Origin of the sequence: Rhizobium cauense (assembly GCF_019511525.1) — a bacterium.
Lineage (GTDB): Bacteria > Pseudomonadota > Alphaproteobacteria > Rhizobiales > Rhizobiaceae > Rhizobium > Rhizobium cauense.
Window position 1 is genome coordinate 365,689 of the sequence record NZ_JAEUAT010000001.1, and the last position, 14,251, is coordinate 379,939.

Annotated in this window: 15 protein-coding genes and 1 pseudogene; 10 read left to right on the forward strand and 6 right to left on the reverse strand. The window is 61.9% G+C overall.

What is annotated here, in order from left to right; genetic code table 11:
- Positions 1 to 564: a methylated-DNA--[protein]-cysteine S-methyltransferase gene (locus tag JNB88_RS01830; protein WP_220354058.1), complete on the reverse strand. Its 564-nt coding sequence runs from the start codon at positions 562 to 564 to the stop codon at positions 1 to 3.
- 200 nt (positions 565 to 764) lie between these two features.
- Here JNB88_RS01830 and JNB88_RS01835 point away from each other — a divergent pair, with 200 nt between their 5' ends.
- The 5 genes from JNB88_RS01835 to JNB88_RS01855 all read left to right on the forward strand — a co-directional run bounded on the left by JNB88_RS01835 (position 765) and on the right by JNB88_RS01855 (position 4,674).
- A complete protein-coding gene (locus JNB88_RS01835) occupies positions 765 to 1,379 on the forward strand; it encodes a 2'-5' RNA ligase family protein (RefSeq protein ID WP_220354059.1) in 615 nt (204 codons plus the stop codon).
- A 66-nt stretch (positions 1,380 to 1,445) separates the two neighbouring features.
- On the forward strand, positions 1,446 to 2,501 hold the full coding sequence (locus JNB88_RS01840) for a M14 family zinc carboxypeptidase (protein WP_220354060.1): 1,056 nt from the start codon (positions 1,446 to 1,448) through the stop codon (positions 2,499 to 2,501).
- Positions 2,502 to 2,852: an ArsC family reductase gene (locus JNB88_RS01845; protein ID WP_220354061.1), complete on the forward strand. Its 351-nt coding sequence runs from the start codon at positions 2,502 to 2,504 to the stop codon at positions 2,850 to 2,852. It begins immediately after the preceding gene.
- Between the two features lie 3 nt (positions 2,853 to 2,855).
- The gene (ybaK, locus tag JNB88_RS01850; RefSeq protein ID WP_220354062.1) at positions 2,856 to 3,329 is read left to right on the forward strand and encodes a Cys-tRNA(Pro) deacylase; all 474 of its coding nucleotides are present in this window, start codon (positions 2,856 to 2,858) and stop codon (positions 3,327 to 3,329) included.
- A gap of 91 nt (positions 3,330 to 3,420) precedes the next feature.
- A complete protein-coding gene (locus JNB88_RS01855) occupies positions 3,421 to 4,674 on the forward strand; it encodes an aminopeptidase (protein WP_037130725.1) in 1,254 nt (417 codons plus the stop codon).
- Here JNB88_RS01855 and JNB88_RS01860 read toward each other — a convergent pair.
- Positions 4,622 to 5,529: pseudogene (locus tag JNB88_RS01860) on the reverse strand (EamA family transporter). The gene JNB88_RS01855 and the pseudogene JNB88_RS01860 overlap by 53 nt on opposite strands.
- Positions 5,530 to 5,629: 100 nt before the next feature.
- Between JNB88_RS01860 and JNB88_RS01865 the strand changes: the two are divergent.
- Complete coding sequence (locus tag JNB88_RS01865) at positions 5,630 to 6,112, forward strand: MarR family winged helix-turn-helix transcriptional regulator (protein WP_220354063.1); 483 nt, start codon at positions 5,630 to 5,632, stop codon at positions 6,110 to 6,112.
- 38 nt (positions 6,113 to 6,150) lie between these two features.
- On the opposite strand, the gene JNB88_RS01870 is transcribed toward JNB88_RS01865, so the two are convergent.
- Both JNB88_RS01870 and xseA read right to left on the reverse strand, forming a co-directional pair.
- Entirely contained in the window at positions 6,151 to 7,260 is a 1,110-nt protein-coding gene (locus JNB88_RS01870; RefSeq protein ID WP_220354064.1) for an endonuclease/exonuclease/phosphatase family protein, read from the reverse strand.
- A gap of 76 nt (positions 7,261 to 7,336) precedes the next feature.
- Positions 7,337 to 8,926 carry an exodeoxyribonuclease VII large subunit gene (gene xseA, locus JNB88_RS01875; protein WP_220354065.1) on the reverse strand — a complete coding sequence of 530 codons (1,590 nt, stop codon included), beginning with the start codon at positions 8,924 to 8,926 and terminating at the stop codon, positions 7,337 to 7,339.
- Positions 8,927 to 9,141: 215 nt separating this feature from the next.
- Here xseA and JNB88_RS01880 point away from each other — a divergent pair, with 215 nt between their 5' ends.
- Together JNB88_RS01880 and JNB88_RS01885 are read left to right on the forward strand one after the other, a co-directional pair.
- The gene (locus tag JNB88_RS01880) at positions 9,142 to 9,405 is read left to right on the forward strand and encodes a spike base protein, RCAP_Rcc01079 family (protein ID WP_220354066.1); all 264 of its coding nucleotides are present in this window, start codon (positions 9,142 to 9,144) and stop codon (positions 9,403 to 9,405) included.
- Between the two features lie 115 nt (positions 9,406 to 9,520).
- A complete protein-coding gene (locus tag JNB88_RS01885) occupies positions 9,521 to 9,757 on the forward strand; it encodes a hypothetical protein (protein WP_220354067.1) in 237 nt (78 codons plus the stop codon).
- Between the two features lie 3 nt (positions 9,758 to 9,760).
- On the opposite strand, the gene JNB88_RS01890 is transcribed toward JNB88_RS01885, so the two are convergent.
- Complete coding sequence (locus JNB88_RS01890; RefSeq protein ID WP_220354068.1) at positions 9,761 to 11,596, reverse strand: hypothetical protein; 1,836 nt, start codon at positions 11,594 to 11,596, stop codon at positions 9,761 to 9,763.
- Positions 11,597 to 11,754: 158 nt separating this feature from the next.
- On the opposite strand from JNB88_RS01890, the gene JNB88_RS01895 reads away from it, so the two are divergent.
- The gene (locus JNB88_RS01895) at positions 11,755 to 12,765 is read left to right on the forward strand and encodes a glycosyltransferase (RefSeq protein ID WP_220354069.1); all 1,011 of its coding nucleotides are present in this window, start codon (positions 11,755 to 11,757) and stop codon (positions 12,763 to 12,765) included.
- Positions 12,762 to 13,139 carry a GtrA family protein gene (locus tag JNB88_RS01900; protein WP_220354070.1) on the forward strand — a complete coding sequence of 126 codons (378 nt, stop codon included), beginning with the start codon at positions 12,762 to 12,764 and terminating at the stop codon, positions 13,137 to 13,139. The genes JNB88_RS01895 and JNB88_RS01900 overlap by 4 nt, the downstream gene beginning before the upstream one ends.
- Before the next feature lie 2 nt (positions 13,140 to 13,141).
- Here the strand turns inward: JNB88_RS01900 and JNB88_RS01905 are convergent, their stop codons facing one another.
- On the reverse strand, positions 13,142 to 14,128 hold the full coding sequence (locus JNB88_RS01905) for a Gfo/Idh/MocA family protein (RefSeq protein WP_220354071.1): 987 nt from the start codon (positions 14,126 to 14,128) through the stop codon (positions 13,142 to 13,144).
- Positions 14,129 to 14,251 lie beyond the last annotated feature (123 nt).

The following is a 14,251-nucleotide window of genomic DNA, read 5'->3' on the forward strand; positions in this document are numbered from 1 at the left end:
TCAGAAATCGAGCGACTGCTGCACCGGCTTTGGCGGCGCCAGGCTCACGCCTTCAAGCTCAAGCATCCGCTGCTTGGACGTCGAGCCGCCCGGCGCGGAGAAGCCGCCGATCTTGTTTCCGGCCGCTAGCACGCGGTGGCAGGGGATGATCAGGGCGACCGGGTTTTTCGCCATCGCCTGGCCGACGTCGCGGGCGGCCTCCGGGCCTGCGCCAAGTTGCTTTGCAAGAGCACCGTAGGTGGTCGTGTGTCCCCAGCCGATCTGGCGTGCGGCGTCATAGACCTGCTTGAAGAAGGCATCCTGACCAGCAAGATCGACCTTCACGTCAGAGAAATCCGTGGGTTCTCCACTAAAATAACGCTTCACAGCCGCGACAGCCTCGGCCACGGCAGATGGGGGCATCGCGGGCTCGGCACCGGGAATGCGGCGCAGCAGCAACCGCTCGGTGGACTCGGCACTCGAGGTCGGCAGCTGAAAACGCGTTATGCCGACATCGTTCCAGGCGACGCCGCAGAAGCCGCCGGCCGTCTCGAAAATCAGATAGTGGTGCGCTTCCTGTTGCATGGGCCATACCTCCCTGCTGGGTCACCCTGAAGATCGTCCTGCCGCCGCCTGAATTCAACCCGTTTCTTGCGCAGGCAGAGCCTTGTCCCACGGTGCGTTCGAATGCATGTTCTCTTTTTGTTCTTGTCATTTCAAGATCAACTGTTACGATCCGTGCCTTCCGTGACGAATGGGGAGCGGGCTCGCTCCGGGAGCCGATCATGCACGAGAGCTTGCAGGCATCTTTCGATTTCGCTTCGCCGAAGACGCGCCAGCAACCATCGCGCTTCGACAGGGAAAGCCTATTCTTTGCGATTTTGCCGGACTCGCGATCGCTCGACGAATGCGTGGCGATCCGGCAGTGGCTGCAGCAGGACTACCTCCCCCTCGCATCGCCGCGTCCGCCGGCGGCCATACACGTCTCACTCTATTGTGTCGGCAAGAGCGCCCACATTCCCGAGACAGTCATCGCTGCGGCACGCCAGGCGGGAACGGCCATCGAAGCGTGTCAGTTCGAGCTCGCCTTCGACCATGTCATCACCTTCCTGCTGCCGCAGGACAACGCGATCGTGCTGGCCGGCAAAGGCGGACGGGAACTGTTGCGGCAACTACATGTGCAGATCGCGATCGAGATGCACCGGTTGGGTGCAGACGCCAATCTGAACCCGAACTTTCAGCCGCATGCCACGCTGCTCTACGACAGGGACGTGGTGCCGCGTATCGCCTTGCAGAAGCCGGTCGTGATGGCCGCACGCGAATTCGTTCTGCTCCACAATCGCCGAGGCCACGCCGGCTACGAAGAACTCGGGCGCTGGCCCCTGCATGCGCGCGGATAACACCTTGCCTCCGCCTATCGAACTCGCTTAAAGCTCCTGCGACGAGGCATGAAAGCGGAGAACGACATGAACACGTCCGAGATCATCATTGCGGGCGACACCGCGGGCATCGAGTGGCGATTGCCGGTTCTTCGTTTCAAGGGCAGCGATCCCAAGGCGCCGAAAATCTACATTCAGGCGGCTCTGCACGCCAACGAGCTGCCGGGGACTGCGCTGATCCATTTCCTGTGCGAGAGACTGCGCCAGGCGGAAAGCGCCGGCCAGATCAGGAGCGACATCATCGTCGTCCCGCATGCCAATCCGATCGGCGCGGCGCAGTCGCATTTCGGCGAGCTTCAGGGACGTTTTGATCTTGGATCGCGCACCAATTTCAACAGGGAATTTCCGCTGATCTCGGTGAAGGATCGTGACGGGTTGCTTGAGGGCCTCGAGAACCGTTCGTCCATCGACAAACTGAAGCGCCAGCTGCTGCATATGGCGCTCGGCTGCGATCTGGTGATCGATCTGCATTGCGACGACGAATCGCTGCAATATGCCTACATCGACGAGGCTTTCTGGCCAGAGGCCGCCGATCTCGCATCGGCGATGGATATGGAAGCAGTTCTCCTCTCCGATGGCGAGAGTTCCGCTTTCGAGGAAGCCGTCGGCTTTGCCTGGAAATACGAGACGCCGGACAAACAATCGCGCCTGCCCGGCAAGCTGTCCGTCACCGTCGAGCTTCGCGGCCGGCGTGACGTCTATCCTGACATGGCGAAGAAGGATGCCGAGGGATTGTGGAAATTCCTGGCGAGCAGAGGCGCAGTCGACACCGCCGTCTCACTGCCCGCTTTCGACGGTCCCGCCGTGCCGCTCGACAATATCGAGATGGTCCGTGCGCCGGAGGCGGGAACAGTTCTCTTCCACCGCAATATCGGCGAATGGGTTGGCGAAGGCGATGTGCTTGCCACGTTGATCACCCGCCCCGGCATGGCTGACGGCAGCCTCGAGATTCGTGCGCCGCAGGCCGGCCTGATCGTGACGCGCAGCTCCGAGCGGCTGGTTCGCCGCCGCGCCGACCTGATGAAGATTGCTTGCAAGACTGCCAGCAAGGCAACGCGCAAGCCTGGAACGCTGGAGGACTAAGTGACCGTCACCATCTACGGCATCAAGAACTGCGATACCATGAAGAAGGCCCGAACCTGGCTGGAAGAGCATGACATCGCCTACCAGTTTCATGACTACAAGGCTGTGGGGATCGATCGCGCGCATCTGCAGGCCTGGACGAAGGAAGCCGGGTGGGAAACGGTTCTCAACCGGGCCGGCACGACCTTTCGCAAGCTGCCTGACGCAGACCGCGAAAATCTCGACGAGGACAAGGCGATTGCTCTGATGCTGGAACAGCCGTCGATGATCAAGCGGCCGGTTGTCGAGGCTGATGGCAAGTTGCTTGTTGGCTTCAAGCCCGAGATCTACGGCAGCTTCTTCAAGGCCTGATCGATGTCGAAGACCACGCGCGCCACGCAGGTTCTCAGCAAGGCCGGGGTTGCCTTTACGGTCCACACCTATGATTACGACCCGAACGCGGAGCGCGTCGGCCTACAGGCCGCGGAAGCGCTTGGCGAGGAGCCGCATCGCGTGTTGAAGACGCTGATGGCGGAAGTCGATGGCAAGGCCGTCTGCGTTGTCGTGCCATCCGATCGCGAGGTCAGCATGAAGAAGCTTGCAAGCGCCTTCGGCGGCAAGTCGGCCAACATGATGAAGCCTGCGGATGCCGAGCGCCTGACGGGCTACCACGTCGGCGGCATCAGCCCGTTCGGGCAGAAGAAGCTCGTTCCGACCGCGATCGAAGAGGCTGCTCTTGCGGAGCCGCAGGTCTACATCAATGGCGGGCAGCGCGGGCTGCAGGTTCGACTTGATCCGAAAGACGCATTAAAGACGCTGAACGCTGCCGCTGCACCTCTTATCGCCTAAGCTCAACCAACAGCCGATCGCGAGCTTCAATTTCGCCGCAAAGGGGTCTAAGTCTACCGGCCAGTCCGTTTCGTTCGAGGAGTGACCGATCATGAATTATATGCCCCAAAGCCAGACGTCCGTGGATCCGGTAAAGCTTGAGAAGCTTGCGGAAGTGGCCGTCAAGGTCGGCCTGCAGCTGCAGACGGGCCAGGATCTGGTCATCACCGCTCCCGTGGTCGCCCTGCCGCTTGTCCGCCTGATCACGAAGCATGCCTATATGGCGGGTGCGGGTCTGGTATCGGCATTCTATTCCGACGAGGAATCGACTCTCGCGCGCTACAGATACGGCAACGATCAGAGCTTCGATCGTGCTTCCGACTGGCTCTACGACGGCATGGCCAAGGCCTATGCCAAGGGCGCCGCCCGCCTCGCCGTTGCCGGCGATAATCCGATGCTGCTTTCGGAACAGGATCCGGCAAAGGTGGGTCGCGCCAACCGGGCGAACTCTGCCGCCTACAAGCCGGCGCTGGAAAAGATCTCGAATTTCGACATCAACTGGAACATCGTCTCCTATCCCAACCCGTCATGGGCAGCCCTGGTCTTCCCTGATGATCCGGAGGCCATCGCCGTCGCCAAGCTTGCCAAGGCGATCTTTGCGGCATCGCGTGTCGATGTCGACGACCCGATCGCCGCCTGGACCGAGCACAACGCCAGCCTTGCCAAGCGCTCGCACTGGCTGAATGGCGAGCGCTTCGCCTCACTGCATTTCACGGGCCCCGGCACCGATCTCAAGGTCGGGCTCGCCGACGGGCACGAGTGGCACGGAGGCTCCTCAACTGCCAAGAACGGCATCACCTGCAACCCGAACATTCCGACCGAGGAAGTCTTTACGACGCCGCACGCGCTGCGGGTCGAGGGCCATGTTTCGAGTACAAAGCCCCTCTCCCACCAGGGCACGCTGATCGACAACATCCAGGTCCGCTTCGAGGGCGGCCGGATCGTCGAGGCAAAGGCTTCGCGCGGCGAGGAAGTGCTGAACAAGGTGCTGGATACCGACGAAGGCGCGCGCCGGCTCGGCGAGGTGGCACTCGTGCCGCATTCCTCACCAATCTCCGCCAGCGGCATCCTCTTCTACAACACGCTTTTCGATGAAAACGCCTCGTGCCACATCGCCCTCGGCCAATGCTATTCGAAGTGCTTCGTCGATGGCGCCAGCCTGACGCAGGAGCAGATCAAGGCACAGGGCGGCAATTCGAGCCTGATCCATATCGACTGGATGATCGGCTCCGGCCAGGTCGATATCGATGGTATCAAGCCGGACGGCTCGCGTGTTCCGGTGATGCGTCAGGGCGAGTGGGCCTGACCGAGATTGTGCGCTGACTGAGCCAGACGCTCGCAAGCACCATCGCGAAACCGAAGGCTTGCGCGGGCGTCAGGCTTTGTCCCAGAGCCAGCCAACCGAGAAGGGTGGCCGTAACCGGGCTCAGGAACCCCAATGAGGATGCAGCCGAGGGCTCGATACGCGCCAGTCCTCGGAACCACAGCAGATATGTGAACGCCGCGCCGATCAGGCCAAGATAGGCCATGCCCAAGACGTTGGTCGCGGTCGGCACCGGCAGCGCCGGTTCGAAAACCAGGACGACCGGTGCAAGCAGGATTCCGCCGGCCGTGAGCTGCCATGCGGTAAGCGCAAGGTTCGACACCGGCGAAACCCAACGTCGCGTCAGAACCGTGCCGAACGCCATCGAGACCGCACCCGCGATGCCGGCGGCAACGCCGATCGGGTCGAGCGCCGCATTCGGCGTGAGCACAAGCAGAGCAACACCTGCAATCCCGACCACCCCGGCCCCAACGGCAAGAGCATGAATCGGCCTGCCGAGGAAGAGCGCGACAGCAGAATGACGATGAGCGGCTGAATGGCCCCGACGGTCGCGGCAACACCTCCCGGCAAACGATAGGCCGAGACGAACAGCATCGCCCAAAAGAACGAGAAATTGAGGCCGCCGAGCACGAAGACACGGAGCCACCAGATTCCCTGGGGCAGTTGCCGGACGATCGCAAGCAACAGAAGCCCGGCCGGCAAGGCGCGCAGGAACGCGACCGTCAGCGGATATCCGTGCGGAAGGAAGGTCGTGGTCACAAAATATGTGCTGCCCCAGATCGCTGGCGCCAGCGCCGTAATCAGCACATCGGATGCGGGTGTTTTTGTTATCTTCATATCAAGAATCTCTATTTCAAGATAAATACAATCTAACGCCATTTATCTTGACGTCAAGATATGCCGTGCTAACAGTCTCCTGAACAAACCGGGTTGGCTAATGGACCACGTTGACAAGATACTTGTGCAGTGGCGTACGGAGCGTCCCGACCTCGACACCGAGGCGATGGGCATCATGGGCCGGCTGAAACGGCTGAGCACGCATCTTGCCCGCGAGGTCGAGCAGGTGCTACAGCAGCACGGACTTTCCTCCTCCTCATTCGACGTGCTCGCGACGCTTCGGCGTTCGGGCACACCCTATCGGCTGTCGCCCGGTGATCTGCTGTCGATGACGATGGTGAGTTCCGGCACGATGACGAACCGGATCGACCAGCTGGAGAAAGCGGGCCTGGTTGAACGGGTGGTCAATCCCGACGATCGACGCAGTGTGCTCATCGCGCTGACCGGCGCAGGCCTTGCCGCCGTTGAAGGCGCGGCCGGAGCCCATGTGGCCAACCAGCAGCGCCTGACGCAAGGCTTCAGCGCCGAGGAAAAAGCCCAACTCGATGCCCTGCTGCGGAAGTTCCTGGCGACCTTCGAGTAGCCGAAGGTGGCTGCGGCGAACAGGCTTCTACACCGTCCTCAAATGTCCAGATCGACCCAGATTGCGGCGTGGTCCGATGCCGAGTGTTTTGGCTCGGTCAGCTCCGGATAGGCCTCCCAACGCCTCGGCCGGCTGCCGGGCCAGACGCCCTTGCGGAAGACGCTGCCGCGCTGAACCTTGTCGAAGAGCTTCGGCGACAGAAGCAGGTAGTCTATCTTGTTTTCGGCGTTGCAGAGCCCAAAGGTGCCGGGAAAGCCGCCATCGTCGAAGGCGGCATGAACAAAGGCATCGCGAAGCGTGCTTTCCTTCAGCGGCGACAAGGGCGAACTGTCCGGCGTGTCGTTCAGGTCGCCGACCAGCGCGATATAGTCCAGCCCTTCCGCAATTCGCTTCTCGTAGATCGCCCGAGCCCTCTCCGCTTGCGCGCGCCGGCGAGCGTTCGAGGACTGGGCGCTGCCGAAGCCCTTGCTCTTGAAGTGGTTGACCATGACGAGCAGCGTCGCTCCGGCGGGCGTCGTCACGTAATATTCAGGGCAATCCCGTGAGAATATCGGGTTCCCTGCCCCGTCCCGATCGTCCACGTGGCTGCGCATGAGATCGAGCACGAAACCCTTGCGCGTCATCAGTCCCACGTCGATGCCGCGTTCGTCATTGCCGTCGATCACCATGACCTGGTAGAAGGGGCTGCCGCCAATGGCCGGCAGCACCTGCGTATTGAAAGCGGAAAGGACCGGCCGGCTTTCGGCCTCCACCACCCCCAACACGTCGGCTTCAAGGTCGCGCATGACCCGCGCCGTGTTCTGCATGGCGATTTCGTCGATCGGCTCGTCGCGCAATTCCAGCGATCCGACCCAATCGATGCGCCCATTCGCGGTAATCACAACGCCGCCGGTGCGTGGCCGCTTCAAGAGATTGCCCCTGTTGCGGCGAAGGATAACGAAGGGGCCCGTGTCGCTCTTCTCCATGCCGAGTTCGACGATCAACGTGGCCATGCGCGCCTTGTCGGCTTCGCTGTAGACCACCTGGCCGAGCAGCTTCTCCAGCTCGGCGAAACGGTCGAGGACGACGCGCCCCTCGGCCCACGTGTCAAGGTTCATTGCCTTTGCGCGGTCGAACAGGTTTTCGACATTGAACGATGCAAGCCTCATGTCTCTCCTCCCACATTGCCCGGAGGATAACACGTATATGTTGCACTCACATGATGCCTGTGCTCGGGTGCGTCGCCTAGAAGAGGCTGCCCTGTTTCGGCGGGACGCGCTCGTCCTGTGGCTTGGCCGCGCGCTTCTTCGCCCCGGAAGGCGGCGAGCCTCCCTCGGCGGTCACAGCTCCGACCCGGCCATCGGCAAACTCAATCGAAATGCCCATGCCCGACGAGAGCATCGCGGCCTGTGACAGGGGCTTGTCCTCGTCGTCCCGGATCACCGCGTAGCCGCGCTTCAGCACGTTCTTGTAGGAGAGCGACTGAAGAACGCGGTCCTGCGCCGTCAGTTCGCCGCGTGCACGGGTCAGCTTGTGCCTGACTGCAGTATCGGCGTGGCGCGACAGATTGGTGAGGTGGTCGCGCAGGCGAGCCGTCTGGGTCATCAGCCGCGCCGGCAGCGTCGCGAAGATAGCATCGGCTCGGCCGACCCGCGATTTCGAGCGATCCACGAGGCGCTCAATCGTCCGCTCGGCGCGCGTCATCCGCTCTGTCAGAAGCTGGCGACGTTCAGCAATGCGGTTCGACAGAACATCGGGACGCAGGTGCGCGGCTGTCCGCTCGAAGCTGTGGCGTTTGTTGATCGTGTTGAGTTCGAGGCCGCGCCCAAGACCGGCTGCAGCCTCGTCAAAGCGGCGACGCGGCAGGGCAAGGAGCTGATCCAGAGACGGCAGGGCACGGATCAAGGCCCGCACGGACTGGCGGTGATGATCCATGCGGCGGCTCATGCAGCCTTGCAGACGCGCAGCGAGCGCCGCCGTCTGCGCTTCCAGCTCGGCCTTCACCGGCACCGCCATCTCGGCAGCACCCGTCGGCGTCGGCGCACGCACATCTGCGGCATAGTCGATGAGCGTCCAGTCGGTTTCGTGGCCAACGGCCGAGATCAGGGGGATCTGGCTGTCGGCGGCAGCACGCACGACGATTTCGTCGTTGAAGCTCCAGAGATCTTCGAGACTGCCGCCACCGCGGGCGACGATCAGGACATCCGGTCGCGGCATTTCCCCCTGCGGCTCAAAGCTGTTGAACCCTCTGATGGCGTTGGCGACTTCCTCGCCGGAGCCTTCGCCTTGCACTTTCACCGGCCAGACGATGACGTGGACCGGGAATCGATCGGAGATGCGGTGCAGGATGTCGCGAATGACGGCGCCGGTCGGCGAGGTCACGACCCCGATTACCCTTGGCATGAACGGCAACCGGCGTTTGCGGGACGGATCAAACAACCCCTCGGCGCCCAGCCTGCGCTTTCGCTCCTCGATCAGAGCCATCAGCGCGCCGGCGCCGGCAGGCTCCAGCGTCTCGATGACGATCTGATACTTCGACGAACCGGGGAATGTCGTCACCTTGCCGGTGGCGATCACCTCCATGCCCTCTTCGGGACGGAACTTCAGCCTGGAAAATGTCCCCTTCCAGATAACAGCGTCGATACGCGCGCGGTCGTCTTTCAGGGCAAAGTAGGCATGCCCCGAAGAATGCGGCCCGCGGTAGCCGGAGATCTCGCCCCGCACCCGCACCTGATCAAAGGCCGTTTCGACGGTGCGCTTGATCGAGCCGGAAAGTTCCGACACCGAGTACTCGGTAAGATTGCTGGGCGAATCATTCTCGAAGACGTTGCTCATAATGCTGTTCTAGCCGATGAGGCAGAAAAGAGCAGCCTCCAGAGGGGGACGTTTTTTGGCTCGCCTCCAGAGAAAGATCCGCCCGTCCATCATTTTTCTTTTTCAAATCAAACCGTTAATCCGACCATCCGGCCGAAATTGCAACTCCACCGCTCCCCATTTTCCCCGGCATTCCTTGCGCAGTGATCATCAGGCAAACATGAAAGGAGTTCTCCATGTCCGATCGTTTTGCCTCCCATGCCCCCTCGCTCACCGGGCCCGCCAGCGCCGGCTTCGCCATCGTGCCCAGCGACAGCCTCGATATCGCGGAGATCACAAGGGCGCTCTATGTCGGCGTGGGTGGCGACCTGGTGGTGACGATGGCATCCGGGCAAACGCTTACATTTGCCTTCGTGCCCGATGGATCGTTGCTGCCGCTGCGGGTTTCGCGCATCCACGCCAGCGGAACGACCGCCGAAAACATCGTCGGGCTCACCTAGGTCTACCACGGCAGGCTGTGCCGATCGGGGACAGCAGGGAAAGCGACAATCGATGAGCCGGTTAATTGTTCGGCAAGGCAGACATGCGTATAGTGAAGCGAATCAGGAGATGCTGATGATCGCTCTGACGGCCATGACACTTGGCTTCGCCACCGCACCAATGCGCTCGATTTTTTCGATGGTGCTGGTCGGCTTCCTGATTTGCGTCGCCTATGCCTGTGCAGCCTGGGTTTCATCGACGTCCATTCTCGACCTGGTAGCCGCTATCGTCTGCTATGATACCGGGCTTCTCGTCTGCCTTCTGGCCCTCCACGTTGTCGGCCGCCTTCGCGACCGCCGACGCTTTGTCTGAACCCTACGAGCCTGTCGGAACGTAGCGAAAGAAGCGGACTGGCGCACCATCAGTTGTCGGCAAAGGCACAAGGTAAGCGGGGACGACGCCTTTCGTCAGTTGCCCGTAGAGGCCATCCGGTTTCATCTTTGCAAACTCCCTGGTCTGCGGATGGCGGGGGCAGAACGCCAGAACACTGACACCTGCGCCCTTGAGGAAGGCCTCGGCCTCCTGCGGCGTGGCCAGGCCAATGTGCATTTCCGTCAGCATGCCGCCCTGATTTCGATGGTAGGGCGCCGAGAGAATCCTGTTCTCCGTGAAGCGGAGGATCGAGACACCCATGTCGGATGGGGCAGCCACCAGACCCGCCGGGACGTCGGCCAGGGGAGCGAGAGATGCCCTCGATGAACAGGACGGCTTCGCGGACGCTGTTTGCCCGAAGCTTTCGCTGTTGTTCATGTCCATGAGACTCCCTCCGAGACCCCAGACGGCTGCAACGCTCATCAGGACGGTGGATAGATAGCAGAAGGCGGCCGCGACATTTTCACTGTCGGTGGACGACAGCCGGCGCATGTCGACGATCAGCAATGTCAGCGGCAAGATCGCGACAAGATTGGAGAACATGGCGCCGCGCACCTGAACCGCGGCGATGGCCCAGCTGACGATCAGCAGGAAGAGCAGGATCAGGTGGATCCGCACACGATCCCGCTGGACGAGACGGAAAACACAGACGGCCATAGCGAAGACGCCGGTCGCATAGAAGAAGCCAAGCGTGAACGGATCGCGGCCGCCAAGAGCAAGAATGGATTGGGCTTCCTGCACGCCATCAAGCCACTGCGTGACCAGGAGGGGATCGAGGTCGGCCAGCGGGTTATGAAGGCACTGCGGCGCTATCGTCACCGTGGCGGCTAGAACGACTGCTCCTACCCCGGCCAAGACGACAAATCGGAGCAACCGGCTCGCCCGACTTGCAAAGGTCGCACCGAAAAGGAGCAGACCCCCACCGATCGTCGCAAGGCTGTAGTAGCCAAGGGAAAGACTATCGCAAGAAACGACTGAATAGAGCCGCGGCGGGACGGTCGCAAAGAACAGCAGGCTGATCGACACGGCCAGCGCGAATCCGAAAGCCTTGGCTGCGCGCGCAAAGGCTTCGCCCTCCCAGGCCCATGAGACCGCGACAGCGATGCACGCCGCCGCAACAAAGGGCGTCGTTTCTGCCCCGATTGCAATCGCTGTCGCCGCTGCCAACCCGGCGGCCGTGTAGCTCAATGGCCGATGGTCCTCATCAAGCAGCATCGCGACCATGATGGCGACGAGGGCAATCTGGACGTTGTGATGATCGATTGCACCGGGCAGGAAGCGATTGCCCGTGACCAGCAGCAGTGCCGTCAATCCGAGAGCAACGTGCATCCCGAAAGTGCCGTCGATGCGGCGGCCCGCAAGCCCCATGGCCCACATGGTGGGGATGGTGAGTGAAAGCGGCCAGACCGCCAGTGCGAGCGCCTCGGCCCGCTCCTGCGAAACAAAGAGCTCGAAGAATCTGATCAACGTCGCGATCGGCAGGTCGACCAGGCGGGACCAGTGCATCAGAGTGCCGTCGCCCAGCCCCATGCGGTACTGCATCAGGTCGAACCAGCCCTGCCCGTTGAGGAAGTCACGCACTTCGACAAGCCGCATGCCATCATCATTGTCCGCGCCGACATAGTCGATCGCGCCGGGCAGCTTCAGCGCAAGGATCGCGACAATGAGGAGCGCAGAGTAGACGAGCACCGCCGGCCATAGCCGGGTCATCATGGAACGCAGCTTGGCGATCGACGATGCCGATGCGGGAGCATCGGCCATCTGGGCAACATTCGTCATCAGGCGGATCCCACCGTTTTGAGTGGCGAAATCGTAGCGCGCTCCTATCAAGAAACGGTAAAAGCGCTGCTGGCAGGGGCGCTTTCGCAGGCTCCATAGCGAGTTGTTAACGGCCGACTGCTATGGTCGGCCGGACTTTCTCCACCACGGGTGTGATCATGACTGGATCGCGTATCGACAATCTCAGTATTGCCGTGCTCCTGCCTTGCTATAACGAGGCCGCGACCATCGGCTCCGTCGTGCGCGGCTTCAAGTCCGCCTTGCCGGGCGCCGCCATTCATGTCTACGACAACAATTCCACCGATGGCACCGCCTTGCATGCGATGCTCGCCGGCGCGCACGTCGTGCGCGAACGGCGACAGGGCAAAGGTCACGTTGTCCGGCGCATGTTCGCCGACATCGATGCCGACATCTACATCATGGCCGACGGCGACGGGACGTACTCGTCAGACGACGCCGAGGAACTGATCCGCACGCTGCTGACCGAGCGCGCCGATATGGTGGTAGGCACGCGGCGCGGCGTGCATGCCGACGCCGGCAGACAGGGGCATGCCTTCGGCAACAGGATTTTCAACGTCTTGTACCGAACGATCTTCGGAACCGACTTCACCGACATTTTCTCGGGCTATCGCGTTTTTTCGCGGCGTTTCGTCAAAAGCTTCCCAGCTGTCTCGGGAGGCTTCGAGATCGAGACCGAAATGTCCGTTCACGCTTCGCGTCTGAAGCTGCCCGTCAGCGAGCTCGAGCTGGATTACGGCCGCCGGCCGGAAGGCTCACACTCCAAGCTCTCCACCTTCAAGGACGGTGCCAAGATCCTCTGGATGTTCGCCACGCTGATGAAAGAGACGCGGCCTTTTGCGTTCTTCGGCATCGTCAGCGCGGCCTTCATGCTGGCGAGCCTGGGTTTCATGGCGCCGGTTCTTGTCGAATATTTCGAGACGGGCCTTGTCAGCCGTATGCCGACATGGGTCTTGTCGATGGCGCTGATGATGGTCTCGTTCATGATGTTTACCGCAGGCGTGATCCTCGATTCTGTTTCACGCGCCCGCGCCGAGCAGCTCCGCATCCACTATATGGGCCTCGTCGCCCCTGGTGCGCGCGAGCTTACGCTTCCCTCGATCGAGGACCTCGGCGCTCATCATCAGTCTGCCAAGACCGGGACCAGATGAAGAAGCTGCTCCGCTTTGGCATTGCAGGCGGCCTTGGCTTCCTTGTCGACGCCGGCGTGCTTGCGCTCTTGCTGCACGTCACGTCGCTTGGCCCCTTTCTTGCCCGCTTGATCGCGATCGCTCTGGCAATGGCATCGACGTGGTTCTTCAACCGAACGTTCACGTTCGGCCGCTCCGGACACTCGCTCGCTGTCGAAGGATTTCGCTATGGCTCCGTCGGCGTGACGGCGGCACTGCTCAACTATGGGCTCTATTCGGCGCTGCTGCTGCGGCTGCCAGACCTGCAGCCGCTCGCGGCAGTGGTGCTTTCCACCGCCGCGTCCATGCTGTTCAGCTTCTTCGGCTACTCGCGCTTCGTTTTTCGCGGCGACTGAGATCAGACCGGCTCCCAGCCGTCCTTCTCGCTGGCGCGATAGATCGCATCGATGAATTTCTGGCTGAGCTTGGAGCTCTCCAGCGTCACGACCTCTTCATTCTCGCCGCTGGCAGCCCGGGCAAACGCCTCCGCTTCGCGCTTGTACTGGCGACTGTCCGGGAAGCGGAAGATCGTCGATTCATTGTGGTTGCGGTTGGTGAGCTCGATCTCCTCGGCACCCCAGCGGTCGGCGTTGAAGGGCGACTTCACCTCGATGAAACCGTCCGTGCCGTGGAACACCATCACCTGACGATTTGCCATCTGGGTGGCGATGTAGAAGGTCAGCTCGAAATCGCCGAAGTCGGCCTTGACGCTCGAATAGATGTCGGTGCCGAATTCAGGGTCGCGGCGGGTGACCGCCTGGACGCGCAGCGGCTCCTTGCCGGTGGAGAAGCGCGTGCCGATCGTCGGGTAAACGCCGATATCGGGAAGTGCACCACCGCCGAGTTCGGGAATGTTGCGCATGTTGCCGGGGTCGCGGTTGAAGTAAGTGAAGGCGCCCTGCACGTGCAGGAGCGTGCCGATCGCGCCGTCGGCGATCAAGGAGCGGACCTTCCGCCAGACCGGCGCGTAGGTGACCATATAGGCTTCGGTGATGAGAACCTTGTTACGGTCGCGGGCGGCGATCAGGCTGTCGATCTCATCGGCGTTGAGCGCAATCGGCTTTTCGCAGAGCACGTGCTTGCCGGCATCGGCAGCCTTGATCGTCCACTCGACGTGCTGCGAGGTTGGCAGCGGGATGTAGACGGCGTCGATCTTGTCGGAAGCCAGCATCTCCTCATAGGAGCCGAAGGCGTGCGGGACGGAAAAACGATCCGCCATCTCGCGAGCTCTGGCGAGATCGCGGCTGGCGATCGCCGTCACGACGCAGTTTTCCGCATCCTGGATGGCGGGAACAACGAGTTCGCGGCCGATCTTCGCGGTCGAAAGAATGCCAAAACGCAGCATAGCCTGGGTCCTCTCCTGGTTCGATTTTTGCGCAAGCTTAGTGAGGCTGCGGCTGCGGCGCAATGGTGCGATCACAATTCGCGGAGCTGGTTTCCATGAGACGGCGACCGCGCTAGGTTACCT